We start from the raw sequence: 25356 nt of genomic DNA on the forward strand, positions 1-25356 counted from the left end.
GTGCCGTGTCCACGCTGACGATCTTCAACTCCATCCCCGCCCAGCCCGTCGAGGCGGCTCCCACGGCCACGAGCAGGCCCATTCCCACCGTGCTCGGGGCCGATCTCGAGGTGCCGGTCAAGGGCGGAAGGCTCGTCGGCTACGCCAACCTCGACTACGCCGCCAGCGCGCCCTGTCTCGAGCCGGTCAGCGCCGCCGTCACCGCCGCGCTCCCGGCCTACTCCAGCGTCCACCGGGGCGCGGGCTACGCCTCCCAGCTGACCACCGCCCGCTACGAGCAGGCCCGCCACACGGTCAGGGCGTTCGTCGGCGCCCGCCCGGACGACGCCGTGATCTTCACCCGCAACACCACCGACGCCACGAACCTCCTGGCCGGCTGCCTGCCCGCCGGCACCACCACCGTGGTCTTCGACACCGAGCACCACGCCTCGCTCCTGCCCTGGAAGAAGTCCGTACGGCTGGCGCCGCCCGCCTTCCCCGGCGAGGCCGTCCGCGCCGCCGACGAGGCGCTGGCCGGGATCGACGGGCCGAAGCTGCTCGTGGTCACCGCCGCCTCGAACGTCACCGGCGAGCTCTGGCCCATCGCCGCCCTGGCCCACATCGCGCACCGGCACGGGGCCCGCATCCTGGTGGACGCCGCCCAGCTCGTACCGCACCGGCAGCTCAACCTGACCGCGCTCGACCTCGACTACGTGGCCTTCTCCGGGCACAAGCTGTACGCGCCGTTCGGCGCCGGGGTGCTGGTCGGGCGGCGGGACTGGCTCGCGCAGGGTGAGCCGTACCTCAAGGGCGGGGGCGCGGTGCGCTCCGTGGGGGACGACACCGAGTGGCACGACGACCCCGAGCCGCGGCACGAGGCCGGCACCCCGAACGTGCTGGGCGCCATCGCGCTGGCCGCGGCCTGCGACGCGCTCACGGCCACCGGCTGGACCGCGCTGGTGCACGAGGAGGAGCGGCTGATCGCCCGGCTGCGGTCCGGGCTGGCCGCGATCGAGGGCGTGCGTGAGCTGTCGCTGTGGGGGGATGACCACCCGCGCGTCGGCATCGTGTCGTTCACCGTGGACGGCTACTCGGCCCGCGAGGTGGCCGAGGTGCTGTCCGGCGAGTACGGCATCGGGGTGCGCGACGGGAAGTTCTGCGCGCACCCCTTCGTCCGGCACCTCCTCGACGAGACCGACGGGGGTTGCGAGGACGGCACCGCCTCCGCGGTGCGGGCCTCGATCGGCATCGGCACCACGGAGGAGCACGTGGACCGGCTGGTGCAGGCGCTGCGGGAGCTCGTCGCCCGCTGAGCCTCATGCCCTGTTCGGCGGCTTGCGGTGCGGCGGCGGCTCGTCGGAGACCAGGGCGTCGATGTCCCTCATGTCGTCGTCGATCATGCCTGACCGGTGCTCGGAAGGCTGCCTGGGCACGCGCGGCTCCGCCGGTTCATTGGACGATGCGGGCGTGGTGGGGCCGCCGGTCACGGGCGTGACGTTCGACGGCTCCGGAGCAGGTGCGCCCGGAGCGTGCGCGGCGAGCTCCTCCTCGGCGGCCCGGCGTTCCGCGCGCCTGCGGAACATCGCGCCGAACAGCCCGTCGATCCCGATCCGCCCGCCACCGAGCGCCAGGAACAGCAAGGCCAGCGCCCCGAGCAGGCCGGGCAGCTCCCAGCCGCCGGTGGTGGCCAGGATGCCGCGGCCGGCGTGCACGAAGACGATCGCGCCGAGCATGTTGAGCAGCAACAGCAGCCCCATCGGCCGGACCAGCAGGCCCAGGATCAGGAAGAGGCCGCCGACGGTCTCCACGACGGTCGCGTACGCGGAGGCGAGCTCGGGCATCGGGACTCCCATCCCGCCGAATGCCCGACTCGTGGGTCCGAGGCCGGCCATCCACTTCTCCAGGCCGTGAGCCAGGAAGATCACGCCGGTCACGATGCGTGCGATCAGCATCGTGACATCGAACACAGCTCTCTTCATGGTGATTTCTCCCCCCGTTCCCGGTCTTCTCCCCATGTCCGGCTTCGGGATGCATTTCCATACGATTCCTTGACCTGCCCCCCGGCTGGATCACCAATCAGTGCGGTGGCAGCATGGCCATATGACGGAACGTGTGGTCGGAATCGGCGCGGGCGCGAAAGAACTGGCCACCGAGGACATGATCCTCAACATCGGCCCGCAGCATCCGTCGACCCATGGAGTGCTCAGGCTCCGGCTGACGCTCGACGGCGAGCGCATCACCGCCGCCGAGCCGATCATCGGCTACATGCACAGGGGCGCGGAGAAGCTGTTCGAGGTCCGCGACTACCGTCAGATCATCATGCTGGCCAACCGGCACGACTGGCTGTCGGGCTTCGCCAACGAGCTGGGCGTGGTGATCGCCGCCGAGCGCCTGCTCGGCATGGAGCCCCCGGTCAGGGCCGTGTGGGCGCGCACGCTGCTGGCCGAGCTCAACCGGGTGCTCAACCACCTGATGTTCCTCGGCTCCTACCCCCTCGAGCTGGGCGCGATCACGCCGCTCTTCTACGCCTTCGACGAGCGCGAGCGCATCCAGGCCGTCATGGAGGAGATCTCCGGGGGGCGCATGCACTACATGTTCAACCGGGTCGGAGGTCTCAAGGAGGACCTGCCGCTCGGCTGGCTCGACCGGGTCTCGGCCGCCGTCGCGGAGACCCGGCGCCGGGTGCCCGACATCGAGGACCTCATCCTGCACAACGAGATCTTCATCGCCCGCACCAGGGGCGTCGGCGTGCTCACCCGCGAGCAGATCATGCAGTACGGCGTCAGCGGCCCCATCGCCAGGGCCTCGGGGGTGGACTTCGACCTGCGCCGCGACGACCCGTACCTCGCCTATCGCGAGCTGCCCGTGAAGGTCGTCACGCGGCACGCGGGCGACTGCCACGCCCGGTTCCAGGTGCTGTTCGACCAGCTCAAGAGCTCGCTCGACCTGGCCGACGCCTGCGTCGAGCACCTGCGCTCACTGCCGCCCGGGCCCATCAACCAGCGCCTGCCGAAGGTGCTCAAGGTGCCGGAGGGGCACACGTACGCGTGGACCGAGAACCCCCTCGGCATCAACGGCTACTACCTGGTCTCCAAGGGCGACAAGACCCCGTGGCGGCTCAAGCTGCGCTCGGCCTCCTACAGCAACATCCAGGTGCTGCGGGAGATGCTGCCCGGACACCTGGTCGCCGACATGGTGGCCATCCTCGGCTCGATGTTCTTCGTCGTGGGTGACATCGACAAGTGAAAGCCGAGCGCGACAAGTACGTCGACTGGCTCCGCGCCCTGAGCCTGTGCGTCGTGGTGGTCTGGCACTGGGCGTTCACCATCCTGGAGTGGAAGCCGAACGGCCCCGAGCCCACCAGCCCGCTGGGATTCACCTCCGGGCTGTGGATTCTGACCTGGCTGCTGCAGGTGCTGCCGCTGTTCTTCTACGTCGGCGGCCACGTGCACCTGCTGTCCTGGGAGCGGGCCCGGGCGCGCGGCGTCGGCATCGGCTCGTTCGTCTGGCGGCGCATCCGCGCGCTGGCTTTACCGGCGCTGTTCCTGTCCGGGGTGTGGATCGCCATCGGCGCGGTCGTCACGGTCACGTTCCAGGTGGACTGGATGTGGCGGGTGGTGCTGCTGGTGCTCAGCCCGCTGTGGTTCCTCGGCGTCTACCTGGTGCTCATCGCGCTGCTGCCGGTGGCGCTCTGGCTGCACCGCCGCTACGACGTGCTGGCGCTGATCTGGCTCGGCGGCGCGTCGCTGGTGGTCGACGTGGTGCGCTTCCGGTACGGGGTCGAATGGGCCGGCTGGCTCAACATGATCCTCATCTGGGGGCTCGCCCACCAGGCCGGGTTCTTCTACGACCGGGTCGTCATCCTGCCCAGGCGCTACGACGTCGCACTGCTCTGGACCGGCCTCTTCGCCCTGTTCGGCCTGGTCTACTCCGGCATCTACCCGGGCTCGATGGTGGGCGTGCCGGGCGACAAGTGGTCGAACATGGCGCCGCCCACGTTCGTGATCGTCGCCCTGCTGCTGTTCCAGATCGGGCTGGTGGAGGTGCTGCGGCCGTCGATGGAGCGCGTCCTGGAGCGGCCCAGGTGGAACCGGGCGAACGGCTTCATCAATCGGTACGCGCTACCGCTCTTCCTCTTCCACACGACCGGGATGGCCATCGCGCTGGGGCTGTCATGGTGGCTCTTCGGCACCCTGGGCACCGAGATCCCGCCTGACCTGAAGTGGTGGCTGGAGCGCCCCATCGCCATCGTCGGCCCGCTGATCTGCACCACCCCGGTCATCTACCTGTTCGGGCGTAGACGTTCGCCCGAACCCGCGAGGGAGCGTAGCTCCTAGTCGCGCTGCTGCTCGTCCGAGTCCTTCGGGATGCGGCAGACGTTCTCCAGGTAGAGGGCGGCGCAGATCAGCACCACGCACGACAGGAACGACCCCGTCGCGACGAAGAACTCCGATCGCGGCGTCTCCCGGTCAAAGATCTGCACCGTGTAGAGAGCGAACCCGGCGAACAACCCGGCGAACATCGCCCCCACGTACGCCGACGCCTTCGCCAGCGCGGCCAGCCGGGCCACCGACAGGGGCTCCACCGGCTTCGTGCCCGGTTTCCTGGCGATCCTGGCCTTGGTCGTCCACGCGCTGTAGCCCTCGCCGATGGCCAGCAGCAGCACCGTGGGGATCGCGGTCCACGGCATGAGGGGCAGATCGGAGTAGAACGACCGGACCAACGCCCACGCGATCAACGCGACGACGATGACGATGCCGACCAGACGGCCGGGGTGGGTGGGCTTCAATCCGGCCTCTGCAGACTGAGGTCGTCGCGCAGGCGTACCCCTTGCTGGTCGACGCCCTCCACCAGCTCCGCCACCCGGCCGCGCCCGGGCACCACGCCGTCAGGGTCGGCCTTCACCCAGGGCACGAGCACGAACGCGCGCTCGTGGGCGAGGGGATGCGGCAGCGTCAGCTCGGGGTCGTCGCAGACGGTGTCGCCCACCACGATCAGGTCGATGTCGAGCGTGCGCGGCCCCCAGCGCTCGGCGCGCACCCGGCCGAAGGCGTTCTCCACGCTCTGCGCCCGTTCCAGCAGCGTGCGCGGCGGCAGCGTGGTCTCGGCGATCACGACCGCGTTGAGGTACGGCTTCTGCCCGGCAGGACCCCCGACGGGATCGGTCTCGTAGACCGGGGATGCCTTGACGAACTCCAGCCCCGGTGCGTCGAACAAGGTGTCCACAGCGCCCTGCAGCGTCTGGAACCGGGGCCCCAGGTTGCTGCCCAGAGCCAGGACGACTTTCATACGCGGCTCCGTTCGATGGTCACGACCACGTCGTCGAACGTCAGCGGGATGGGCGCCGCCGGTTTGTGCACGCTCACCTCGACCTTGCTCACCAGCTCACTGGCCAGGCACACGTCCGCCAGCCGCTGTGCGAGCGTCTCGATCAGCGCGACCGGCTCGCCCTCCACGACCTCGACCAGCGCCTCGGCCAGCTCCCCGTAGTGGACGGTCTTGGTGAGATCGTCGCCGGCCGCCGCCGGCGCGGTGTCGAGGAACAGCGTCGCATCGATCACGAACTCCTGCCCGAGCTCCCGCTCGGCAGCGAGCACGCCGTGCCTTCCCCTGGCCCGCAGGCCCTTGAGAGCGATGCGATCAGCGCTCAAGCTCGCCTTCCTCCTCCTCGTCGTCGTCCCCCTGGAGCACCGGCGAGCCGTGGTGCATCCACAGCCGCCAGCCCTGCGGGGTGCGGACGTAGACGTTGCTTGCCACCACCTTGCCCGCGGCGAAGCTGGCCTCACCCTCCTCGCCGGCGGTGAGGATGTTCTCGACGCAGGTCAGCACGGCCACGTCGCCCAGCACGGTCGTGTTGACGTCGGTCAGCACGAACTGGATGTAGGTGGTGTTGGCCATGATGAGGGCCCAGGACCGCAGCACCTCGGACCGGCCGGCGAGCAGGGTCCAGCCCGGGTGGACGCAGCTCACCTGGTCGTCGCCGGTGTCCTCGGCCCAGATCTCGGTCATCTTGTCGAGGTCGCCGCTCTCTATCGCGGCGTAGAACTCCTGGTTGACCGTCTCGATGGCGGCGGTGTCGACGCTCATGTGCCTGCTCCGGCTCTCTTCCATGCGGCGGACACGCGCACGGCATCGGCATTGGGGCCCACGTGGTGGACGCGTACGCACCAGGCGCCCGCGTGCGCGGCGAGCGCGGTCACGGCCAGCGTGGCGTCGTCGCTGCGGCTGAACGGCCGGGGCGTCCCGTCGGGATCGGCCAGCAGCCGCCCGAGGAAGCGCTTGCGCGAGGCCCCGATCAGCAGCGGGAAGCCCAGCTCGGCCAGCTGCGGGATCCCGGCCAGCAGCGCCCAGTTGTGCTGGGCGTTCTTGGCGAAGCCGAGCCCGGGGTCGAGCACGATCTGCTCCTCCGTGACGCCCTCCGACAGCACCAGGTCGACCCGCTTGCTCAGCTCCTCGCGGACCTCGGTCACCACGTCGGCGTAGACCGCGCGACTGTCCATGTCATGGCTGTGGCCGCGCCAGTGCATCACGACGTACGGGATGCCGGTCTCGGCCACCACGCGCGGCATCTCCGGGTCGGCGAGACCGCCGCTCACGTCGTTGACGAGCCGCGCGCCCGCCTCGACCGCGGCCCTGGCCACCTCGGCCCGCATCGTGTCGACGCTGACCGCCACACCCTCGGCGTCGAGCGCCCTGATCACCGGCACGACCCTGGCCAGCTCCTCCTCCAGCGAGACCCTGGCCGCGCCGGGGCGGGTGGACTCCCCGCCCACGTCGACCAGGTCGGCCCCCTCCTCGACCAGGTCAAGGCCGTGCTGGATGGCGGCTCTCTCGTCGAACCACAGGCCGCCGTCGGAGAACGAATCGGGGGTCACATTGACCACACCCATGACGAGGCACCGATCCGCACCCCCCGGCACGTTGATGGGCACGCTAGTCATGGGCCAAGCCTAGGCGCTTCCCCACACATGTTGACATCGTGGGTACCCCGTTCGCTCATCAGCGACCCAGGATCAGCGCCATCGCCTCGGATCGGGTCTTGTCACTGGTGCGGAAGTCGCCGCGGACGGCCGAGGTGACGGTCTTGGCGCCCGGCTTGCGTACGCCACGCATCGTCATGCACAGGTGCTCGGCCTCGACGACCACGATGACCCCGCGCGGCTCCAGGACCCGCATGAGGGCGTCGGCGATCTGGGACGTCATGCGCTCCTGGACCTGGGGGCGGCGGGCGTACACGTCGACCAGGCGGGCCAGCTTGGACAGGCCGGTCACCTGGCCGCGGTCGTTGGGGATGTAGCCCACGTGGGCCACGCCGTGGAACGGGACCAGATGGTGCTCACACGTGCTGTAGACCTCGATGTCCCTGACGAGCACCATCTCGTCGTGGTCGACGTCGAAGACCTTCGTCAGCACGTCTTCGGGCTTCTGGCCGAGCCCTGAATACTGCTCGGCCATGGCTCGGGCGACCCTTGCGGGCGTGTCGAGAAGGCCGTCCCTGTCGGGATCCTCGCCGATCGCGTAGAGGATCTCGCGTACGGCCTTCTCGATACGGCCCAGGTCGACGTCGTGCTGAGTCACGCACTTTCTCCGGACGGGAGGGCGTCCTGGTGGCCCCCTGTCAGCGAGCCGTTGGCCGACTGCTCCTTGGGGGTCAGGATCGGGGGGCGGTCGGAGGGGAGGCGCTTGCCGTAGCCCGCGTAGGACGGACGGTGCTCCTTGACCACCACCGCGGAGAAGATCTCGAGCACCTGCTCGCGGGAGAGGGTCTCCTTCTCCATGAGCTCGAGCACCAGGTTGTCGAGCACGTCGCGGTATTCGACCAGGATGTCCCATGCCTGGTCGTGCGCCGTCTCGATCATCCGGCGGACCTCCTCGTCGATCGTGGAGGCGATCTTCTCGGAGTAGTCGCGCTCGTGGCCCATCTCACGGCCCAGGAACACCTCGGCCTGCCCGGTGCCGAACTTACGGGCGCCGAGCTGCTCGCTCATGCCGTACTCGGTCACCATGCGGCGGGCGACGGCCGTGGCCTTCTCGATGTCGTTGGAGGCGCCGGTGGTGGGCTCGTGGAAGACGAGCTCCTCCGCCGCGCGGCCGCCGAGCAGCATCGCGAGCTGGTCCATCATCTCGGACCTGGTGGCCAGGAACTTGTCCTCCATCGGCAGCGTCATCGTGTAGCCGAGCGCGCGGCCCCGGGACAGGATCGTGATCTTGTGGACCGGGTCGGAGTTCGGCAGCGCGTGCGCCACCAGCGCGTGACCGCCCTCGTGGTAGGCGATCATCTTCTTCTCCTTGTCGGACATGACCCGCGACTTGCGCTCGGGCCCTGCCATGACACGGTCGATCGACTCCTCGAGGACGTCCATCGTGATCAGCTTCTGGTCGGCCCGCGCGGTGAGCAGGGCGGCCTCGTTGATCACGTTGGCCAGGTCGGCGCCGGTGAACCCGGGGGTGCGGCGCGCGATGACGTCGAGGTCGACGTTGGGCGCGAACGGCTTGCCGCGGCCGTGGACCTTGAGGATGCCCTTGCGACCCTCGAGGTCGGGGCGGTCGACGGTGACCTGCCGGTCGAACCGGCCGGGACGCAGCAGCGCCGGGTCGAGGATGTCGGGCCGGTTGGTCGCGGCGATGAGGATCACGCCGCCCTTGACGTCGAAGCCGTCCATCTCGACGAGCAGCTGGTTGAGCGTCTGCTCGCGCTCGTCGTGACCGCCGCCCAGGCCGGCGCCGCGGTGGCGGCCGACGGCGTCGATCTCGTCGATGAAGATGATCGCCGGGGCGTTGGCCTTCGCCTGCTCGAACAGGTCGCGGACCCGCGAGGCGCCGACACCGACGAACATCTCGACGAAGTCGGAACCGGAGATCGAGTAGAACGGCACCCCGGCCTCGCCCGCGACGGCGCGGGCCAGCAGCGTCTTACCGGTGCCGGGCGGGCCGTACAGCAGCACGCCCTTGGGGATCTTGGCGCCGATCGCCTGGAACTTGGCCGGAGCCTGCAGGAACTCCTTGATCTCCTGGAGCTCCTCGATGGCCTCGTCGGCCCCCGCGACGTCGGCGAACGTGGTCTTGGGGGTGTCCTTGGTGATCAGCTTGGCCTTGGACTTGCCGAAGTTCATCACCCGGGAGCCGCCGCCCTGCATCTGGTTCATGATGAACAGGAAGAGCAGCACGATGATGACGATCGGCAGGAAGCTCACCAGGATGCTGACGAGGAAGTTCTCCTGCGGCACCTCGGTGGTGAAGCTCTTGGTCTTGCCCTTCTCGACCTGAGCCTGAAGCTCGTCGGTCAGCTTGCCGCCGTAACCGGTGACCCAGTCGGACTGGATCAGCTTCGTCGGGGTGTCACCGGTCTTCACCGCGATCGGGTTGGCCAGCGTCACCTCGATTCGGTTGTCCTTGTCGACAATCCTGGCGTTGCTGACGTTTCCGGCGCGAATCTGCTGGAGGACCAGGGACGTGTCGGCTTCCTTGTAATTGCCGCCGCCACTCCAGAGCTGAGTGACGAGGAGGAGCAGCACGACGATGCCCAGGATCCACAGCAGTGGCCCACGTGTAAATCGCTTGAGATCCATCCGATGCGGAACCCCTTGCGGGCCCGTCCCTTCCTGACCATGGCCTGGAACCCCGGGCTGGCCCGGGGCCGCGGCATCCGACACCGCGACTTCTGACTACCCGAAGGCGACACGCGGTCACCCCTCAGGAGTCTGAAGGTACACCGGCAGAGCGCACGGGGGGACCCGCCCGCTGCACCGGCCTTGCCCTATCAACGTACGTCACGTTGTGCGGTGTTCCCGGCCGTGTTCCAGATTGCTACTTGTAAACGTGTGGGGCCAGAGTGCCGATGAACGGCAGATTGCGGTATCGCTCGGAGTAGTCCAGCCCGTATCCGATGACGAACTCGTTGGGAATGTCAAAGCCCACGTATTTCACCTCGATGGGCACCTTCACCGCGTCCGGTTTCCGCAGCGCGGTGCAGATCTCCAACGACGCCGGATTGCGCGACTTCAGGTTTTCCAGCAACCAGTGCAGGGTCAGGCCGGAGTCGATGATGTCCTCGACGATCAGGACGTGGCGGCCCATGATGTCGGTGTCGAGGTCTTTCAGCACGCGCACGACGCCGGACGACTTGGTGCCCGCGCCGTACGACGACACCGCCATCCAGTCCATCTGAACGGGCACGTGCAGGTCCCTGGCCAGGTCGGCCATCACCATGACGGCGCCCTTCAGCACGCCCACGAGCAGCAAATCTTTACCCGCGTAGTCCTCGTCGATCCGCCCGGCAAGCTCTTTGATCTTCGCCTGGAGCTCGTCCTCGGGAATGAGGACCTTTTCCAGGTCATTGCCCATGTCGGCAGCGTCCACCTGTGGTTCCTTATGCGATGGGACTGATGGCGACTATCAGGGTCCCATACCGCCGCACGGCGGACAGACCCCCCGGTAGGTCCACGGCCTTCTGCCCATGCCACCGCGTGACCAGCCGGTCCACGGCCAGGATATGAGTGGCGGACAGAGCTCCCGAGGGGGCCCCCGCCACAATGGCCGCCCGCCGCAAAACCCTCCGCCTGACGGCGTCGGGGAGCTTTTCCAACTCCGGCACGGCCAGCGTCACCGATCCCGGAATATCGCTAAGAGCGCAATTCTGGTACGCCGATTCCGCCCACTGATCGAGGGCGTCGGCGTCCTCGCGGGCCATCCTGGCGGTCCTGGCGAGCGCCTCGGCCACTCCCGGGCCGAGCTCCGCCTCCAGCACCGGAAGGACTCTGTTTCTGACGCGGACCCTGGTGTAGCGGGGGTCCGCGTTGTGCGGGTCGTCCCAGGGGACGAGATCCATGGCCTGGCAGGCCCTGACGGTGGTGGCTCTCGGTAGCTCGAGGAACGGCCTTCGGTAGCGGCCGCTGCGGGCCGCCATCCCGGACAGCGACCTGACGCCGCTCCCCCTGGCCAGCCCCAGGAGCACGGTCTCCGCCTGGTCGTCCCTGGTGTGGCCGAGCAGGACCACCTGCGCCCGGTGCTTGTCTGCCGCCTCTGCCAGCGCCTGATAACGGGCCTCCCGCGCCGCCGCCTCGGGGCCGCCCTCGGTGCCCACCGTCACGGTGAGGACCTCGGCGGGGTGCAGGCCCAGCTGGGTCTCCCCGATGTCCGCGACCGTTCTCGCCCGCTCGGCCGAGCCTGGCTGGAGCTGGTGGTCCACGGTGAGCAGCCCGGCGCGCAGCCCCATCCTGGGTGCCACGAACCCCAGCGCCGCCGCCAGCGCCAGGGAGTCGGCTCCGCCGCTGCACGCCACCAGAACCAGCGCGCCCTCCTGGACGTCGGCCAGCGCCTCACGCACTGCCCTGCGCACGTCGGCTACGGCTGGATGTGGGCCCACGGGTGCCATTGTCCCGTGCCGCCACACGTCACAACGCCACCCGCGCCCCGTCCCGCCGACCCTCCGAGTGGGGCGCCGGCCATACGCGCCTGCACCACCCGGTGGGGGGCGGGAGGTCAGGCCGGGAGCGCCGGGGTGCCGATGACGCGGCTGATCCAGGTGTCCGGGTCGGCGATCTCCGGGGTCGTCGGGAGCGTCTCCGGCGAGGTCCAGATGCGGTTGAAGCCATCCATCCCGACCCGGTCCACCACCTTCCGCACGAACGCCGACCCCTCCGCGTACTGCTTCATCTTGAGCTCGATCCCCAGCAGCCGCCGCACCGTGCGGTCGAGCCGGGAGCCGCCCTCACGGCGCTGGGCGAACTTGGCGCGGATCTCGGCCACCGAGGGCACCACGGCCGGGCCCACCGCGTCCATGACGTAGTCGCCGTGCCCCTCCACCAGGGTCATCACGGCCGTCAACCGGTCGAGGATCTCCTTCTGGCCGGGCGACTGGATGGCGTCGATGAGGTTGCCCTCGCCGCCGCGCACCACGTCGGCCACCGTGTCTGCGGCGTTGCGGAGCCGCTCGAGCAGTGTGGGCAGGTCGAGGTCGGAGGCGAGCAGGAACTCGGTCATCTGCGAGCGGACGTATTCGCGCAGCCACGTCACCCCCGTGAACTGCACCCGGTGCGTCTCCTCGTGGAGGCACACCCACAGGCGGAAGTCGTGGGGGTTGACACCCAACTCGCGCTCGGCGTGGACGATGTTGGGGGCGACGAGCGTCAGGCGGCCGGCGGGCTCCTGGCCAGTGGGGTCAGGCGGGAGGAACAGCTCGTACTGGCCCAGGACCCGTGAGGCGAGGAAGGCGAGGACGGCCCCCACCTCCACGCCCGTGATGCGGGAGCCCACGGCCGTGACGATGGCGGGCGGCGGGTTGGCGCCGCTGCTCATGCGCTGCGTCAGCGGCTCGAGCACCACGCGGAAGCCCTCGACGTTCGCCTTGATCCAGCCGGGCCGGTCCACGATGGTCGCGGCCTGCGGCGCGGTCTCTGTATGGATCTTGGTGAAGCTGCGCACGTGGCCCTCGGCCTCGCGTGACAGGGTGCGGAGCTCGGTGACGGCCTGCCTGGCCTCCTCCCGGCTCACCTGAGGACCGGGGCGCACCAGGCGCGTGCCGGTCGTGACGGCCAGATCCCAGTCGATCACCTGCATAACGTCCACCGTACGTGCTCCACGTCAAACCCGCGAAGGAGCGCCGGTGTCTGGACTGAGGAGAGAGGGAGCGAAGCGACCGAACGACGAGGGAAGACACCGGATCCCAGCGACTGAGCCGCGATCCGAAGGATCGCCATAAGCACGCGAAGGAGCGTACTCAAGACCTCGCCACGATGGCCGCCAGGCGGTCCAGCACGGGTTCGGCGGTGACCGGTACGCGGTCCGCCATGAAGGCGAACGTCACCAGCCGCCCGTCCTTCGTGGTGGCCATGCCCGCCAGCGTGTTGACGTTGTTGAGCGTGCCGGTCTTGGCCCGGACCAGACCGACCTGGCCCCGGCTGTCGCTCCCCGTGAACCGCCGGCCGTTGCCCAGCGTGCCGGAGAAGCCGGCGATCGGCATGCCCGAGGCGATGGCGTGCAGGTTGGGCTGGCTCGCGGAGGAGGACATGGCGATCACCGTGGCCAGGGCGGTGGGGCTGATGCGGTTGCGGGGGGACAGGCCGCTGCCGTCGGAGAGGGAGACGCCCTGCGCGACCCCGAGGCGCTGGAGCACCGCGATCACGGCCCTGGCGCCCCCTTCGACCGACGCCTCCTGCCCCTCCTTGATGGCGACGTGCCTGAGCAGCGCCTCGGCCAGGTCGTTGTCACTGTGCGTGAGCGTGTGCTCGACCAGGGAGTAGAGGGGGGCAGAGTCCACCCGGCCCAGCTCCGGGGCGCCTGCTGGGGCCTTGCCCGGCCGTACGGACTTGGACACCGTGATGCCCTGCTTGGCCAGCAGCTTGGCGAAGGCCGCGGCGGCGTACTGGGGCGGGTTGGAAACCCGGGGCTGCTTGTTGCGCGGGTCCTGGCGGCCTTCGTCCATGGCCAGGGCGTGGACGGGCCCCGCCTCGCCGTCCGGGATGTAGTTCGACTTCCAGCCGGGAGGGACCGCCGGACCCACGAAGAGCGATGAGTCGTACGAAAGAGCGATTTTTCGAATGTTTTGCGATTTAAGGGTCGCGGCGGTGCGGGCCGCGAGCGTGGCCAGGCTCGCCTGCTTCGGGTACCCCGGCTTCGCCGACGGACCGGCGAGCAGCGGGTCGCCGCCCCCGACCAGGACGGCCGTGCCCGGTTTCGGCCCCTGGACGACCCTGGTGGACAGGCGGGTGTCCGGCCCCAGGGACGCGAGGGCGGCGGCGCAGGTGATGATCTTCGTGGTCGAGGCGGGGACGATCGGGGTGTCGGCGCCGGAGGCGAAGATCCGCTCGCCGGTGACCGCGTCGAGGACCACCGCGCCGACCCGGTTGCCGAGTGCTTCGTCACCCAGCGCGTGGGTGAGCTGCCGCGTCAAAGTACCCTTAGTCGGGAGAGGTCCGTCTCCTGGCTTCACCGAAAGCTGGGCCAGCACAGGCCCCGAGGTGACCACGGGGACGGAGGGAGACCCTTCCGGCGGGGACGCCGTCGGCTTGGTCGGTGGAGACTGCCTCGTCAACGCGCCCAGGCTGAAGTCGGTGGTCATCGCGTAAACGCCGGTGACGATCGTCAGGGCCTGGAGCACGGCGAGAGTGGTAAGCATCAGCCACCGGTCGTGCCGCGCCACGTCGCTGCCCTCTCTCCTGTGTTCGCCTACGAGACATTAACGCCCAGCCGGGGGTGCCCGGGGGCTTGAGTACGGGAGACGATGCCTGACCAGGCACTGACTGGTGAGGCGGAATCGGCCCACGAGAAAGGACCGCGGTGGAGTTCGACGTCGTCGTTGAGATTCCAAAGGGGCAACGGAACAAGTACGAGGTGGACCACGAGACCGGGAAGATCAGGCTCGACCGGCTCCTGTTCACCTCCACGCAGTACCCCGCCGACTACGGCTTCATCGAGCACACCCTCGGCGAGGACGGCGACCCGCTCGACGCGCTGGTGCTGCTGCAGGAGCCGACGTTCCCCGGTTGCTACATCACCTGCCGGGCGGTGGGCATGTTCAGGATGACCGACGAGAAGGGCGGCGACGACAAGGTCCTCTGCGTCCCCTCGACCGACCCGCGGATGCACCACATCCAGGACATCCACCACGTGTCGGAGTTCGACCGGCTGGAGATCCAGCACTTCTTCGAGGTCTACAAGGACCTGGAGCCGGGCAAGTCCGTCGAGGGCGCCAACTGGGTGGGCCGCATCGAGGCAGAAGCCGAGATCGAGCGCTCCTTCCGCCGGGCCAAGGAATCGGGCCATCACTGACCGTCCCCTTCAGCGGGGCCTGGTGGCGCCCACCAGGTCCCCGCGCCAGATCGAGGCGACCCGCACCACGTCGCCGGTCTGCGGGGCGTGCACCATCTGCCCGTCGCCGACGTAGATCCCGACGTGGTGGATGGTGCTCGGATCGTCCTTGACGTGGCCGAAGAAGAGCAGGTCGCCTCGTTTCAGCTGCTCCAGCGGCACGTGCGGGCCCGCCGTCCACTGGGTGCCCGTCCAGTGGTCGAGCCGTACGCCCACTTTCTCCCAGGCCCGCATCGTCAGCCCCGAGCAGTCGTAGGTCTCCGGGCCGGCGGCCGCCCACACGTACGGCTTGCCGAGCTGGGTCAGCGCCCAGTTGGCCGCCACGTCCCCCATGGCCGAGCCCCCCGAGACCAGCCCCCCTGACAGCGACTCGGCCCGCTGCCGGGCCAGCAGCTTCGCGCGGCTGCGCGCTTTGTCCACCTCGTGGCGCAGGACCTCCGTACGCGCCCTGAGCTCCCTCGTCTCCTCCTGCTGCCTGGCCACGGCGGCCTCGGCGGCGCTCTTGGCGGTTTCGGCGCGCTCCGAGGCGGCCTGCTGGGCGGCGTAGGCGTTCGCGGCCTGGGTACGCAGGATGGCGGCCACCTTCTGGGCGTCGTCCATCCTGCCGAGGATCGCCGCCCGCTCGCCCCAGAGCTGCGCGAGCACCCCCGCCCGGTGCAGGGCTCCCTCGCTGCCGCCCTGGTCGAAGATCATGCCGATGACCGGCGCCATCGGGGTCTGGCCGCCGTAGCTCTCCGTGGCCAGGAGCGCGACCTCCTGCCTCACCCGCTCGACCTCCGCGTCCGCCGCCGCCAGACGCGCACTGGCCTGCGCGTACAACCCCTCGGCCTGCCGGAGCCGCACCAGCTCGCCGTTGTACGCCTCCACCAGCCGCTCCACCTCGGCCGCCAGCCCGTCCAGCTGCGACTGCGCCGTGACCAGCTCGGCGGTGGCCGCCCCCAGCTCCTTCGAACGCTCGCGTGCGGACTGACGGGCCTTCTTCACCTCCCGCGAGGAGGGGGCAGGCTCGGCCTCGGCGGGCGGGCACAGGGCGACCATCAGGCAACACACGAGAAGCCCCGTCCGAAATGCATGCATTAGTCCCCCCGGAAACACATGGCTACTCTATGCACACGGTTCCCAGTGGGCCGCTTACGTAACGTAGTCGGCGGAGGCTCATTCCTGCCGGTGGAGGGGCCGTTCAGAGCCCGGGCAACTCAGCCCGTCGTGCTGGGCGAGGGGGCCTCCGTGGGAGCGGCCGTCTGCGTGGGCGTCTCGGCCGGGGTGGTGGGCGGAGACGGCGGCGTCGCGGTGGGCGTGCGGGTCGGTGTGGGGCAGGGAGTGCGGGTGCGGGGCCCCGGCGAGTGCTCGGGCGGCGAGGGGACGGGCGGCGGGGTCTGCGTCGGAGGCGGTACGTACGTGGAAGGCGGGGCCTGCGACGTAGGCGGCTCCCCACGCGGCTGGGACCGGGACGGCCCAGAAGACGGAGGCGTGCCACGGGCCGGCGTCGTCTGGACCACGTTGTTGACCGGCACGACGGGCGGCACGAGCATCGGACCGCCGGTCACACCGATCGGGTGAGTGGCCGTGCTGTGCAGGACCGGCTCCCCGGTCACCGGGACGTCCGGCGACTCCGAGCGCCAGGGCAACTGGATGCCGGGCGGCTGGCCCGTCGCGGGGAACGCGGCTGTCGCCACGCCGGACACGCCGCCGCTCCCCCCACCGAGCTGCTGGAAGATCACCACTATCGCCACCACGGTCGCGACCGCCGCCAGCGCGCCCGCCAGCGCCTTAGGCCACCCCTGAACGGCCTTGTCCGCGGAGACGGGAAATCCGGCGGCGCCCAGGACAGCCGTGCGCCTGGCGACGTAACGGCGGTAGGGCAGCAGCTCCGGGTCGACGAAGCAGCTCATCACCCGGATGCGGAGCGAGTCGGGCAGCGCCTCCTCGGGCAGCAGCTCGAAGACCTTGGCGGCCGCCACCTCGCGAAGGCGGTGCGGCGCGCAGATCTCGCACCGCGGCAGGTGCCTGACCAGGCGCTCGCGCATCTCCTGGGTCAGCTCGCCGGAGAACCCGGCCAGCATCGCGGCCCGCCGCGGGCAGTCGTACGGGCCCTTCCTGGCGAGGATCTCGGCGGTGATCGCGTCGCGCAGCCGTTCGCGGGCTTCCTCCAGGGGCTGCTCGACCTGCCGCGTCCCGAGCACCAGGGCCAGCTCGGCGGCGGGTAGCGAGTGCCGGTGCGTGAGCGCCAGCACCTCGCGGTCGGCGACGGGCAGGCTCTGGACGGCGTTCCAGGCCATCACCCGCAGGTCGGCGTCGGCCGGGTCGTCCAGGGGCGGCGCCTCGGCCAGCACCTCGGCGGCGCCCGGCGGCGCGGCGGCCCTGCGGCGCAGGCACTCCGCGCGGGCCAGCGCGAAGAGCCAGGCGCGCAGCAGGTCGGGCTCGGCCAGCGCCCCCGCGTGCGCCTCGGCGGCGATCAGCGTGTCGCGGAGCGCCACCTGGGCGCTTTCGGCGTTCAGGAGGAGGGACCAGCAGTAGCGGTAGATGCTCTCCGCGTACGTGTCATAGAGCGCGGCGAGCGCACCTGGGTCACGGGCGCGAAGTGCTTCGACCAGGACGCGGTCATTCATATGACCGAAGGTAATTGATTGGTAACTAGTAGTTCTACCGGTTTCGGCCTACGGCATAGCAACGCCTTTGAATTTGCGGTGAATTATTGCTTATGTTCCGACACGACCTGTGTGCTCCGATCCACCGCGAAAGGCTCGGTCACCGGCTTTGCCGTGTGGATCGGCACGGCGCCGCCGGCCGCCAGATCCTCATAGGGACGGCCGGTGGAGCCCCAGGTCCTGGCCGTGATGTCGGTCCTCGCCACGCTGGACCCGGCCGGCAGCCCGGAAACAGTGAGAATGAATCGCGGCGGACTGCCCGCTTTGACGTCGTCCACGAACGTGCTGCCGCCACCGAGGAGTTTGCCCGCTTTGTCGCGCAGCAACGCATTCACGACCAGGCTGCCGGCCGCCATTTGATATGGGTTACCGACATATCCGGTAATAAGGTATGAGCCGTCTTTCTGGAGCAGAGTCTGGCTACGGGTAATGGGAAAGCTCTGGAACGCCGACGGAATGCGCGACGCCATCCGCCAGCGCGCGGGACGGTACTGGATCGTCACCTTCTCCGGTTTCTCCGCTGCAGTGGCCTGGCCGGTGAAGGACAACGACCCGCCCGGCGGCACGGCGTCGAGCGGCTGGTCCATCCTGACCACCTCGGCGCCCCTGGCGTCGTGCCCGACGATCGTGGCCACCACGTGCTCGCCGAAGTGCCAGGGGTTGGCGTTGTTGAGCACGCCTGACCAGCTGACGGCGTACCCGTCGGCGGATTTGACGATATTCGAGACCTGTTCCTTGAGCGCGAGGGGCTTGAGCTCCTGTGCTGGTCGTTTCTCGCTGGAGCACCCGGAGAGGCAGATTGCCCCGAATGCCCCGAGTGCGAGCAGGCTGGCGGTTCGGCTACGCGGGATCACTTTGCCGTGATAACCCGTGCATGGGCACGGATGGCAGGTGACACGCGCCGGGCGTACCAACTCTTTAACGGGTACGGGCGACCCTGGCCTCGTCCCAGACCGGATCCGGCGACTCGTAGACCGTGCCGTCGGAGCCGAAGACCAGGTAGCGGTCGAAGTCGGCGGCGAACCAGCGGTCGTGGGTGACCGCCAGCACCGTGCCGTCGAACGCGTCCAGCCCCGCCTGCAGCGCCTCGGCACTGGCCAGGTCGAGGTTGTCGGTCGGCTCGTCGAGCAGCAGCAACGTGGCCCCGGACAGCTCCAGCAGCAGGATCTGCAGCCGCGCCTGCTGGCCGCCCGAGAGCGAGTCGAACCGCTGCTCGGCGGTGCGCCCCGCCAGCTCGTAGCGGGCCAGCGTCTTCATGGCCTCGTTCTTGAGCTTGGCGTGCTCGGTCATGACGATCTCGACCGGGGTGCGGCCGAGCAGGTCGGGCCTGGCGTGGGTCTGGGCGAAGTGGCCCGGGACCACGCGGGCGCCGAGCCTGGCGACGCCGTCGTGGGCGATCGGCTCCCCGGCCAGCAGGCGCAGGAAGTGGGACTTGCCCGAGCCGTTGGAGCCGAGGACCGCGACGCGCTCGCCGTACCAGACCTCGAGGTCGAACGGGCGCATGAGCCCGGTGAGCTCCAGCCCCTCGCAGATGACCGCGCGCTTGCCGGTGCGGCCGCCGCGCAGGCGCATCTTGATGTTCTGGTCGCTCGGGGCCACCTCGGGCGGCCCGGCCTCCACGAACTTGCGCAGCCGCGTCTGGGCGGCGTGGTAGGCGGCGGCCATGCCGTCGTTGTACCTGGCTTTGTTCTTGAGCATGTTGACCAGGGCCTTGAGCTTGGCGTGCTCCTCGTCCCAGCGCCTGCGCAGCTCGTCGAGGCGCTCGTTGCGGGCCTTGCGGGCCTCCGCGTACGTGGCGAACCCGCCGCCGTGGATCCAGATGTTGCCGGACTCGACGGTCACGATGCGATCGGCCGCGTTCGCCAGGAGCTGGCGGTCGTGGCTGACCAGCAGCACGGTCTTGGGCGTCTCCCTGAGCTGCTGCTCCAGCCACTCCTTGCCGGGGACGTCGAGGTAGTTGTCGGGCTCGTCCAGGAGCAGCGTCTGGTCGGGGCCACGCAGCAGCGCCTCCAGGACGAGCCGCTTCTGCTCGCCGCCGGACAGCGTGGCCACGTCCCGATATTTCACCCTTTCGTACGGGACGCCGAGCGCGGCCACCGTGCAGGTGTCCCACAACACCTCGATGTCGTAGCCACCCGCGTCGGTGTAGTCGCTGATCGCCTGCGCGTAGCGCATCTGCGTCTTCTCGTCGTCGCGCTCCATCATGGCCAGCTCGGCCTCGTCGAGCCGCTCGGCCGCCCGGCGCACGGCGGGCGGGGCGACGCCGAGCAGCAGGTCGCGCACGCTGCTGCCGTCGCGCACGCTGCCGATGAACTGCCGCATCACGCCCAGCCCGCCGGAGCTGGCCACGCTGCCGTCGACCGGCTGGAGGTCGCCGGCGATCAGCCGCATGAGCGTGGTCTTGCCCGCGCCGTTGGGCCCGACGAGCGCGGCCTTGACGCCTTCACCGATCCTGAAGGACACGTCGTTGAGCAGGGGCCTCCCGTCGGGCAGCACGTACGTGAGATGTCCTACTTCGACGTGGCCCATCCCGGCAGGGTAGCCGCCCCGTTCCGGCGCGGTCATCACATTTTCCGCCCGGACAGCTGGTTCAGACGAGGGCACCCTTGTAGAAGATGCTGGCCTTGCGGGCGCCCGCGGCGCCCGTGCGGAGGTTGACGCAGGTCAGGTACGTGTTGCCCGGCGCGGGGTTGGAGGTGCCGTAGGCCGTGCCGTCGAGCAGGTAGAGGTAGTCGCCGTAGGCCGTGTAGCCCTGGAAGACGCCGAGGCCGGACGGCTGCGCGACGTCGTACAGCTTCCTGGCCCTGCCCGCCTTGACCGCCGCCAGCGAATACACCACGAACCGCGCCCGGCCGCCGACCCGGCAGCGCATGATCAGCCGGTTGGTGGACGGGTCGATCGCGCACGTGGTGCTGGTCGCGCCCGGGATCAGGGTGTACTTGGTGAGCGCCGGGGACGACGGCCTGAGCGTCCGGCCGTTGACGAACCTGAACCGCGCCAACCGCCTCCCCCACGCGTACCCCGCGCCGTCGCTCACCGCGTCGGTCTCCGTCCACAGGTAGGCGGAGCCGCCCGACGGCTCGACGCCGATCTGCACGCCATGCCCGAAGCCCAGGAGATACATGTGGCCGAGCACCGACCCGGACAGGCTCAGCTTGGTCACGCAGATATTTCCGGCCGCAGTGCGCCGAGGCGCCACCGGCGGTCCCGCACAATCCGTCGCGGTCGAGTGTGAGAGGGCCCTAGACAGTAAGTGATCTAATGACTAGAACTGTAGGGAACTTCCCTCCCCCAAGGACCGGTGATGACGCGATTCCGCTCCGCCTTAGCACCCCTCGCCATCGCGTTGGTCGGCCTGACGGCCGCGCCGCAGCACGCCTGGGCCGCCCCACCCAAGCCCGTCCCGTCGGTGGTGCAACAGCAGCAGCAGGCCACGCCGGCCGCCGCCTGTGCCCCGACGGTCAAGGGAACCACGACCGACGCCCGGCTGACCAGCCTCTTCACCAACTACGGCAACGACAACAGCCGGGTGGATGACTGGACGGGCGCCGACGGCACGTACTCGGTGAAACTGCCGAGCGGCAAAGAGCTGTGGATCTTCTCCGACACATTCCTCGGCCGGGTCAACCCCGGCGGCTCGCGCCCACCCGTGGTCGGGGAGGGCGGCGACACGGTGTTCCTCAACAACTCCTTCGCCGTCGAGAGCGGCGGCAGGCTGTCCACGATCCACGACGGCACCGTGCAGGAGCCGACCGCCGTGATGCCCCCGCGCGACAAGAACCACTGGTTCTGGGCCGGTGACGCGACGGTGGCCGGCGGGATCGTGGAGGTCACCTACCAGGAGTACGAGCGGTACGGCACCGGCGCCTGGGACTGGCGCTGGCACCGGAACGTGGTGGCCAGGTTCGCCCCCGGCCGGCTGAACAGGCCGATCAGCGTGAGCGACCTGCCGTCCGCGCACGGCATCTCGTGGGCCTCCGCCATCCTCAAGGACGGCGGATACACCTACGTGTACGGCGTCGAGGACCTCGGCTCGCCCAAGTACATGCACGTCGCCAGGATGTGGGGGCAGAGCCTGCTGGGCACGTGGGAGTACCTCAAGGCCGACGGCACCTGGTCGGGGAGCGAGGCCGACTCGGCGCGGATCATGAGCGGGGTGGCGAACGAGTACAGCGTCACCAAGGTCGGATCTGGATATGTCCTGATCACGCATGACACGACCGAGGTGCTCAGCCCGAACATCGTGGCCTACTCCTCGTGCTCCCCGGCCGGACCGTTCACCGGCAAGCAGCACGTCTACAAGACCCCGGAGACCGCCGGGAACATATTCACGTACAACGCCCACGCACACCCCGACGTGTCCGGCAACGGGCTCGTGGTCTCCTACAACGTCAACAGCTTCGTGAACACCGACCACTACCGGGACGTGACCATCTACCGGCCGAGATTTCTGGATGTGACCTTCCAGTGAGGCGTAACTGGGCGGCTCGCCTGCGGCACGTCACGATTGACGGGCTGCGGGCGGTCGTGCTGGAGAACGAGCGGCTGCGCGTGACCGTCGTGCCGGACAAGGGCGGCGACGTGGTGGAGTTCCTGCACAAGCCCACCGACACGGACTTCGTCTGGCTCTCCCCGCAGGGCCTGCGCAACCCGCACGACCACCTCCAGGGCGCGGCCGACGACGTCGCCCAGTTCGTCGACCACTACGAGGGCGGCTGGCAGGAGATCTTCCCCAGCGGCGGCGCGCCGAGCGAGTACCGCGGCGCGCGGCTGGCACAGCACGGGGAGGTCTCCGGGCTGCCGTGGCAGTGCGAGGTCGTGGCCGACTCGGCGGAGGAGGTCGCGGTACGGCTCAGCGTGCGCACGCGGCGGCTGCCGTACCGGATGGAGAAGGTCTTCAGGCTGCGGTCCGGGACGGCGGCACTGGAGATCGAGGGCCGGGCCACCAACGAGGCCGACATCCCGCTGCACGCCATGTGGGGGCAGCACATCGTGTACGGCCTGCCGTTCCTGCGCCCGGGGGCCAGGATCCGGCTGCCGGACGGCGTCAAGGTCATTCCCCACGAAAGCGCGATAAATCCGGCGAAAGGCCGCAGGGTGCAGGCAGGCGGCCCCTGGGACTGGCCGAGAGTGCCCGCCGACCAGGGCGGCGAGACCGATCTGAGCGTGGTCCAGGAGCCGGGAGCGCCGAGCGACATCGTCTATCTGACCGGCTTTAACGAGGGTTGGTACGAAATTTCGGGGGATATCGGTATCCGTGTGGAGTGGGACGCGACTCTCCTGCCGTACCTGTGGATGTGGCAGGAGCTCGGCGCGTCCACCGACTATCCCTGGTGGGGACGGGCGTACACGGTGGGCCTCGAGCCGTTCTCCAGCATGCCGACCGACGGCCTGGCCGCCGCCGTGGCCAACGGCACGGCCCTGACCCTGGACCCGCACGAGACGAAGGTGTTGCGCTTGCGCGCGGAGGTACTGGCATGAGTGAGTTCAGCGGCAAGGTCGCGCTCGTCACGGGCGGCTCGATGGGCATCGGGCGGGCGGTGGTCGACCGGCTGGCCGACGGCGGGGCGTCCGTGGTGTTCTGCGGGGTCGACAAGGACGCCTCGCTGGACACCGAAAGTGTCACCGGTGTGCTCGCCGACGTGCGCAAGGCCGACGAGATGCAGGACCTGGTGGACCTGGCCGTGGCGAAGTACGGCGGGCTCGACATCGTGGTCACCTGCGCGGGCGTGCAGCGTTACGGCACGGTCGAGGACACCCCTGAGGACGTCTGGGACGAGGTGCTCGACATCAACCTCAAGGGCGTCTACCTCGCCTGCAAGGCGGCCATCCCCAAGCTCAGGGCCCGCGGCGGCGGCTCAATCGTGATCATGTCGTCGGTCCAGGCGTTCTCCTCGCAGGCGCAGGTCGCCGCGTACACGGCGAGCAAGGCCGCGCTCAACGGCCTGACCAGGGCCATGGCACTCGACCACGCCGCCGACGGCATCCGGGTGAACGTGGTCTGCCCCGGCTCGGTGGACACCCCGATGCTGCGCTGGGCCGCGGACCTGTGGCGGGGCGAGTCGTCGCAGGAGGAGCAGATCCAGCAGTGGGGCCGCTCCCACCCGCTGGGCCGCGTGGGCCGGCCCGAGGAGGTGGCGGAGCTGGTGGCGTTCCTGGCGGGGCCGCGCTCGTCGTTCATCACGGGCGCCGAGCACCGCGTGGACGGCGGCCTGCTCGCGCAGAACCCGGCCGCACTCCCCGAATAGCCCACGGATTGCCAAGGTCCCGCACCAAGCTGGCAAGAGTTGCGCCAACGCGACGATCTCCCAGGTCGTACCGCTGATACCAGTGGTCCTCGGCGTGCCGGGCGAGCAGCCCCTGCACGGACCCTCGAAACGACCCACTGATCGAGGAGAGACCTGTGAGGCTATCCAGAAAGGCGGCCGGCCTCGTCGCCGCGGCCGCGATGCTCACCGGGGTCGCCCCCGCCGGCGCCGCGGCGGCGAGCCCCCGCTCGACCTGTTACGGCGGTCGCGTCTGCCTGTTCGCCAGCTTCGACTTCAACCGCGGCCACGCCGACCTCTGGCGCGACTTCATCCAGGACGACTCCGACTTCGCCGACAACAACTGGCTGAACTGGGACTTCACCGATTCCTGGCACAGCGTCAACGACGAGACCAGCTCCATCAGGAACCGCATCGGCTGCAGCGCCACTCTCTGGCAGCACCCGGGGTACACCGGCGCGCACAGCACGTTCACGCACGACTCGAACGACGGCTTCCTGGTCAACAACGCCGTCTCCGACAACCGCGCCAGCGCGCTCGATATCTGGTGTCGCTGAACAGCCGGGCCTGGCCGCCGGAAGCCGGCTGCCGCGGACTCCTCGCGGGCACGCTGTTGCTGATCTCCGCCGCCGCCTGCGCCGCCGACGAGCCCGCGCCACGGGCGCCCGTGAAGGGCGTCTCCTCGGTGTCAGAACTGGTGCTGCCGTTCGACGCCTACAAGACCACTCCCGAGCAGCGGGCCATCCTGGGCAACGCCCACAACGACCTCGTCGAACGGTGCATGCGCAAGAAGGGGATCACCATCGACCTGCCCGAGGAAGACCCCGTCACCATCGCCGCGGTGGACCCGGGCAACTCCCGCCGCTACGGCGTCGCCGACACCGTGTCGACCAAGCACTTCGGCTACCACCTGGCCCGCCTGCGCTTTCCCGACACGACCGGCGCCTGGGCGGGCAAGCTCTCCAAGCCGGCCCGCCACCGCCTGTACGGCAGCGCCGTCGACCGCGGCTGCCTCGACAGGGCCACGCTCACCCTCGGCAAGGGCGCACAGAAGGCGGACTGGCCGTGGCTGGCCCTGCAGGACTCGCTCACGCTGGAACAGGCCGCCAAGGACCCGTCCGTGACGGCAGCGGTCAAGCGCTGGCAGTCGTGCATGAGCCAGGCGGGCCACTCGTACCCGGCTCCCGAGGCCGCCATCGCCGACAACCGCTGGAACCTGGACAAGCCGGCCATCAGCGAGGAGGAGAAGCAGGTCGCGTTCGCGGACACGACCTGCAAGTGGTCGTCGGGCCTGATCGCCGCCTGGTTCGCGACCGACGCGGAGCTCCAGCGCACGCTCATCCGGGACAATCCCGAGCGCTTCGCCGCGCTCCGCGCCAACCTCAAGCAGCGCCTGGCCCGCGCCTCAGGCCTGCTGGCCGAGCACGAACGCGGCCAGGTCCGCTGACTGGCGCAGCCTGCTCGGCTCGTGGACGCGCTCACGGCCAGCAGGCTCTCCTCGTTGTCGGCCAGGCCGTAAGGGGGAGGCAGGAGCGAGCCCGCGTCCCCCATCACGACCCGGCGCGGCCCGAGCACGCCCAGGTGCAGCCACACGCTGGAGGAGCCGGGGCCGCCGTTGAAGGCGAACGTGACCGGCCGGCTCAGCGGGTCGGCCC

At 69.7% G+C, this 25356-nt stretch carries 26 protein-coding genes; 9 read left to right on the forward strand and 17 right to left on the reverse strand.

Features of this window, described 5'->3' with window-relative positions:
* The first annotated feature begins 14 nt into the window (after nt 1-14).
* Nucleotides 15-1292 carry an aminotransferase class V-fold PLP-dependent enzyme gene (locus ABN273_RS05210; RefSeq protein WP_502910950.1) on the forward strand — a complete coding sequence of 426 codons (1278 nt, stop codon included), beginning with the start codon at nt 15-17 and terminating at the stop codon, nt 1290-1292.
* Nucleotides 1293-1295: 3 nt separating this feature from the next.
* On the opposite strand, the gene ABN273_RS05215 is transcribed toward ABN273_RS05210, so the two are convergent.
* Nucleotides 1296-1958, reverse strand: coding sequence for a DoxX family protein (locus tag ABN273_RS05215; RefSeq protein WP_349447474.1), 663 nt, complete (start codon nt 1956-1958; stop codon nt 1296-1298).
* 121 nt (nt 1959-2079) lie between these two features.
* Here ABN273_RS05215 and ABN273_RS05220 point away from each other — a divergent pair, with 121 nt between their 5' ends.
* Nucleotides 2080-3225, forward strand: coding sequence for an NADH-quinone oxidoreductase subunit D (locus ABN273_RS05220; protein WP_349447475.1), 1146 nt, complete (start codon nt 2080-2082; stop codon nt 3223-3225).
* Complete coding sequence (locus ABN273_RS05225; RefSeq protein ID WP_349447476.1) at nt 3222-4316, forward strand: acyltransferase family protein; 1095 nt, start codon at nt 3222-3224, stop codon at nt 4314-4316. Before ABN273_RS05220 ends, ABN273_RS05225 begins: the two co-directional genes overlap by 4 nt.
* On the opposite strand, the gene ABN273_RS05230 is transcribed toward ABN273_RS05225, so the two are convergent.
* The 11 genes from ABN273_RS05230 to dacB all read right to left on the reverse strand — a co-directional run bounded on the left by ABN273_RS05230 (nt 4313) and on the right by dacB (nt 14119).
* Complete coding sequence (locus ABN273_RS05230) at nt 4313-4768, reverse strand: DUF3180 domain-containing protein (protein ID WP_349447477.1); 456 nt, start codon at nt 4766-4768, stop codon at nt 4313-4315. The genes ABN273_RS05225 and ABN273_RS05230 overlap by 4 nt on opposite strands.
* The gene (gene folK / locus ABN273_RS05235; RefSeq protein WP_349447478.1) at nt 4765-5268 is read right to left on the reverse strand and encodes a 2-amino-4-hydroxy-6-hydroxymethyldihydropteridine diphosphokinase; all 504 of its coding nucleotides are present in this window, start codon (nt 5266-5268) and stop codon (nt 4765-4767) included. The genes ABN273_RS05230 and folK overlap by 4 nt, the downstream gene beginning before the upstream one ends.
* Nucleotides 5265-5630 carry a dihydroneopterin aldolase gene (folB, locus tag ABN273_RS05240; RefSeq protein ID WP_349447479.1) on the reverse strand — a complete coding sequence of 122 codons (366 nt, stop codon included), beginning with the start codon at nt 5628-5630 and terminating at the stop codon, nt 5265-5267. Before folB ends, folK begins: the two co-directional genes overlap by 4 nt.
* Nucleotides 5620-6066, reverse strand: a complete 447-nt coding sequence (locus tag ABN273_RS05245) for a nuclear transport factor 2 family protein (RefSeq protein ID WP_349447480.1) — start codon at nt 6064-6066, stop codon at nt 5620-5622. Before ABN273_RS05245 ends, folB begins: the two co-directional genes overlap by 11 nt.
* Nucleotides 6063-6920, reverse strand: a complete 858-nt coding sequence (gene folP, locus ABN273_RS05250) for a dihydropteroate synthase (protein WP_502910937.1) — start codon at nt 6918-6920, stop codon at nt 6063-6065. The genes ABN273_RS05245 and folP overlap by 4 nt, the downstream gene beginning before the upstream one ends.
* A gap of 58 nt (nt 6921-6978) precedes the next feature.
* The gene (gene folE, locus ABN273_RS05255; protein ID WP_349447481.1) at nt 6979-7557 is read right to left on the reverse strand and encodes a GTP cyclohydrolase I FolE; all 579 of its coding nucleotides are present in this window, start codon (nt 7555-7557) and stop codon (nt 6979-6981) included.
* Complete coding sequence (ftsH, locus tag ABN273_RS05260; protein WP_349447482.1) at nt 7554-9548, reverse strand: ATP-dependent zinc metalloprotease FtsH; 1995 nt, start codon at nt 9546-9548, stop codon at nt 7554-7556. The genes folE and ftsH overlap by 4 nt, the downstream gene beginning before the upstream one ends.
* Before the next feature lie 238 nt (nt 9549-9786).
* Nucleotides 9787-10338, reverse strand: a complete 552-nt coding sequence (hpt, locus tag ABN273_RS05265) for a hypoxanthine phosphoribosyltransferase (protein WP_349447483.1) — start codon at nt 10336-10338, stop codon at nt 9787-9789.
* A 10-nt stretch (nt 10339-10348) separates the two neighbouring features.
* A complete protein-coding gene (gene tilS / locus ABN273_RS05270) occupies nt 10349-11353 on the reverse strand; it encodes a tRNA lysidine(34) synthetase TilS (RefSeq protein ID WP_349447484.1) in 1005 nt (334 codons plus the stop codon).
* 107 nt (nt 11354-11460) lie between these two features.
* Entirely contained in the window at nt 11461-12537 is a 1077-nt protein-coding gene (locus tag ABN273_RS05275) for an Rv3626c family coenzyme F420 biosynthesis-associated protein (RefSeq protein ID WP_349447715.1), read from the reverse strand.
* Between the two features lie 160 nt (nt 12538-12697).
* Nucleotides 12698-14119 carry a D-alanyl-D-alanine carboxypeptidase/D-alanyl-D-alanine endopeptidase gene (gene dacB, locus ABN273_RS05280; protein WP_349447485.1) on the reverse strand — a complete coding sequence of 474 codons (1422 nt, stop codon included), beginning with the start codon at nt 14117-14119 and terminating at the stop codon, nt 12698-12700.
* 137 nt (nt 14120-14256) lie between these two features.
* Between dacB and ABN273_RS05285 the strand changes: the two genes are divergently transcribed.
* A complete protein-coding gene (locus ABN273_RS05285; RefSeq protein WP_349447486.1) occupies nt 14257-14748 on the forward strand; it encodes an inorganic diphosphatase in 492 nt (163 codons plus the stop codon).
* Nucleotides 14749-14757: 9 nt separating this feature from the next.
* Here ABN273_RS05285 and ABN273_RS05290 read toward each other — a convergent pair whose 3' ends face one another.
* The 5 genes from ABN273_RS05290 to ABN273_RS05310 form a co-directional block, all read right to left on the reverse strand.
* Nucleotides 14758-15837 carry a C40 family peptidase gene (locus tag ABN273_RS05290; RefSeq protein WP_349447487.1) on the reverse strand — a complete coding sequence of 360 codons (1080 nt, stop codon included), beginning with the start codon at nt 15835-15837 and terminating at the stop codon, nt 14758-14760.
* Nucleotides 15838-15983: 146 nt separating this feature from the next.
* Entirely contained in the window at nt 15984-17396 is a 1413-nt protein-coding gene (locus tag ABN273_RS05295; protein WP_349447488.1) for a sigma-70 family RNA polymerase sigma factor, read from the reverse strand.
* Between the two features lie 83 nt (nt 17397-17479).
* Nucleotides 17480-18289, reverse strand: a complete 810-nt coding sequence (locus tag ABN273_RS05300; RefSeq protein WP_349447489.1) for a hypothetical protein — start codon at nt 18287-18289, stop codon at nt 17480-17482.
* A 64-nt stretch (nt 18290-18353) separates the two neighbouring features.
* Nucleotides 18354-19964, reverse strand: a complete 1611-nt coding sequence (locus ABN273_RS05305) for an ABC-F family ATP-binding cassette domain-containing protein (protein ID WP_349447716.1) — start codon at nt 19962-19964, stop codon at nt 18354-18356.
* 61 nt (nt 19965-20025) lie between these two features.
* The gene (locus ABN273_RS05310) at nt 20026-20598 is read right to left on the reverse strand and encodes a phage baseplate protein (protein ID WP_349447490.1); all 573 of its coding nucleotides are present in this window, start codon (nt 20596-20598) and stop codon (nt 20026-20028) included.
* A gap of 141 nt (nt 20599-20739) precedes the next feature.
* On the opposite strand from ABN273_RS05310, the gene ABN273_RS05315 reads away from it, so the two are divergent.
* From ABN273_RS05315 to ABN273_RS05335, 5 genes are all read left to right on the forward strand, one after another.
* Nucleotides 20740-21906, forward strand: a complete 1167-nt coding sequence (locus tag ABN273_RS05315) for a DUF5005 domain-containing protein (RefSeq protein ID WP_349447491.1) — start codon at nt 20740-20742, stop codon at nt 21904-21906.
* Nucleotides 21903-22916: a DUF4432 family protein gene (locus tag ABN273_RS05320; protein ID WP_349447492.1), complete on the forward strand. Its 1014-nt coding sequence runs from the start codon at nt 21903-21905 to the stop codon at nt 22914-22916. Before ABN273_RS05315 ends, ABN273_RS05320 begins: the two co-directional genes overlap by 4 nt.
* Nucleotides 22913-23683: an SDR family NAD(P)-dependent oxidoreductase gene (locus ABN273_RS05325; RefSeq protein ID WP_349447493.1), complete on the forward strand. Its 771-nt coding sequence runs from the start codon at nt 22913-22915 to the stop codon at nt 23681-23683. Before ABN273_RS05320 ends, ABN273_RS05325 begins: the two co-directional genes overlap by 4 nt.
* A gap of 155 nt (nt 23684-23838) precedes the next feature.
* Nucleotides 23839-24258: a peptidase inhibitor family I36 protein gene (locus ABN273_RS05330; RefSeq protein ID WP_349447494.1), complete on the forward strand. Its 420-nt coding sequence runs from the start codon at nt 23839-23841 to the stop codon at nt 24256-24258.
* Nucleotides 24249-25148, forward strand: a complete 900-nt coding sequence (locus ABN273_RS05335) for a hypothetical protein (RefSeq protein ID WP_349447495.1) — start codon at nt 24249-24251, stop codon at nt 25146-25148. Before ABN273_RS05330 ends, ABN273_RS05335 begins: the two co-directional genes overlap by 10 nt.
* The last annotated feature ends 208 nt before the right edge of the window (nt 25149-25356 follow it).

This window comes from Nonomuraea sp. B19D2 (genome assembly GCF_040137845.1).
Lineage (GTDB): Bacteria > Actinomycetota > Actinomycetes > Streptosporangiales > Streptosporangiaceae > Nonomuraea.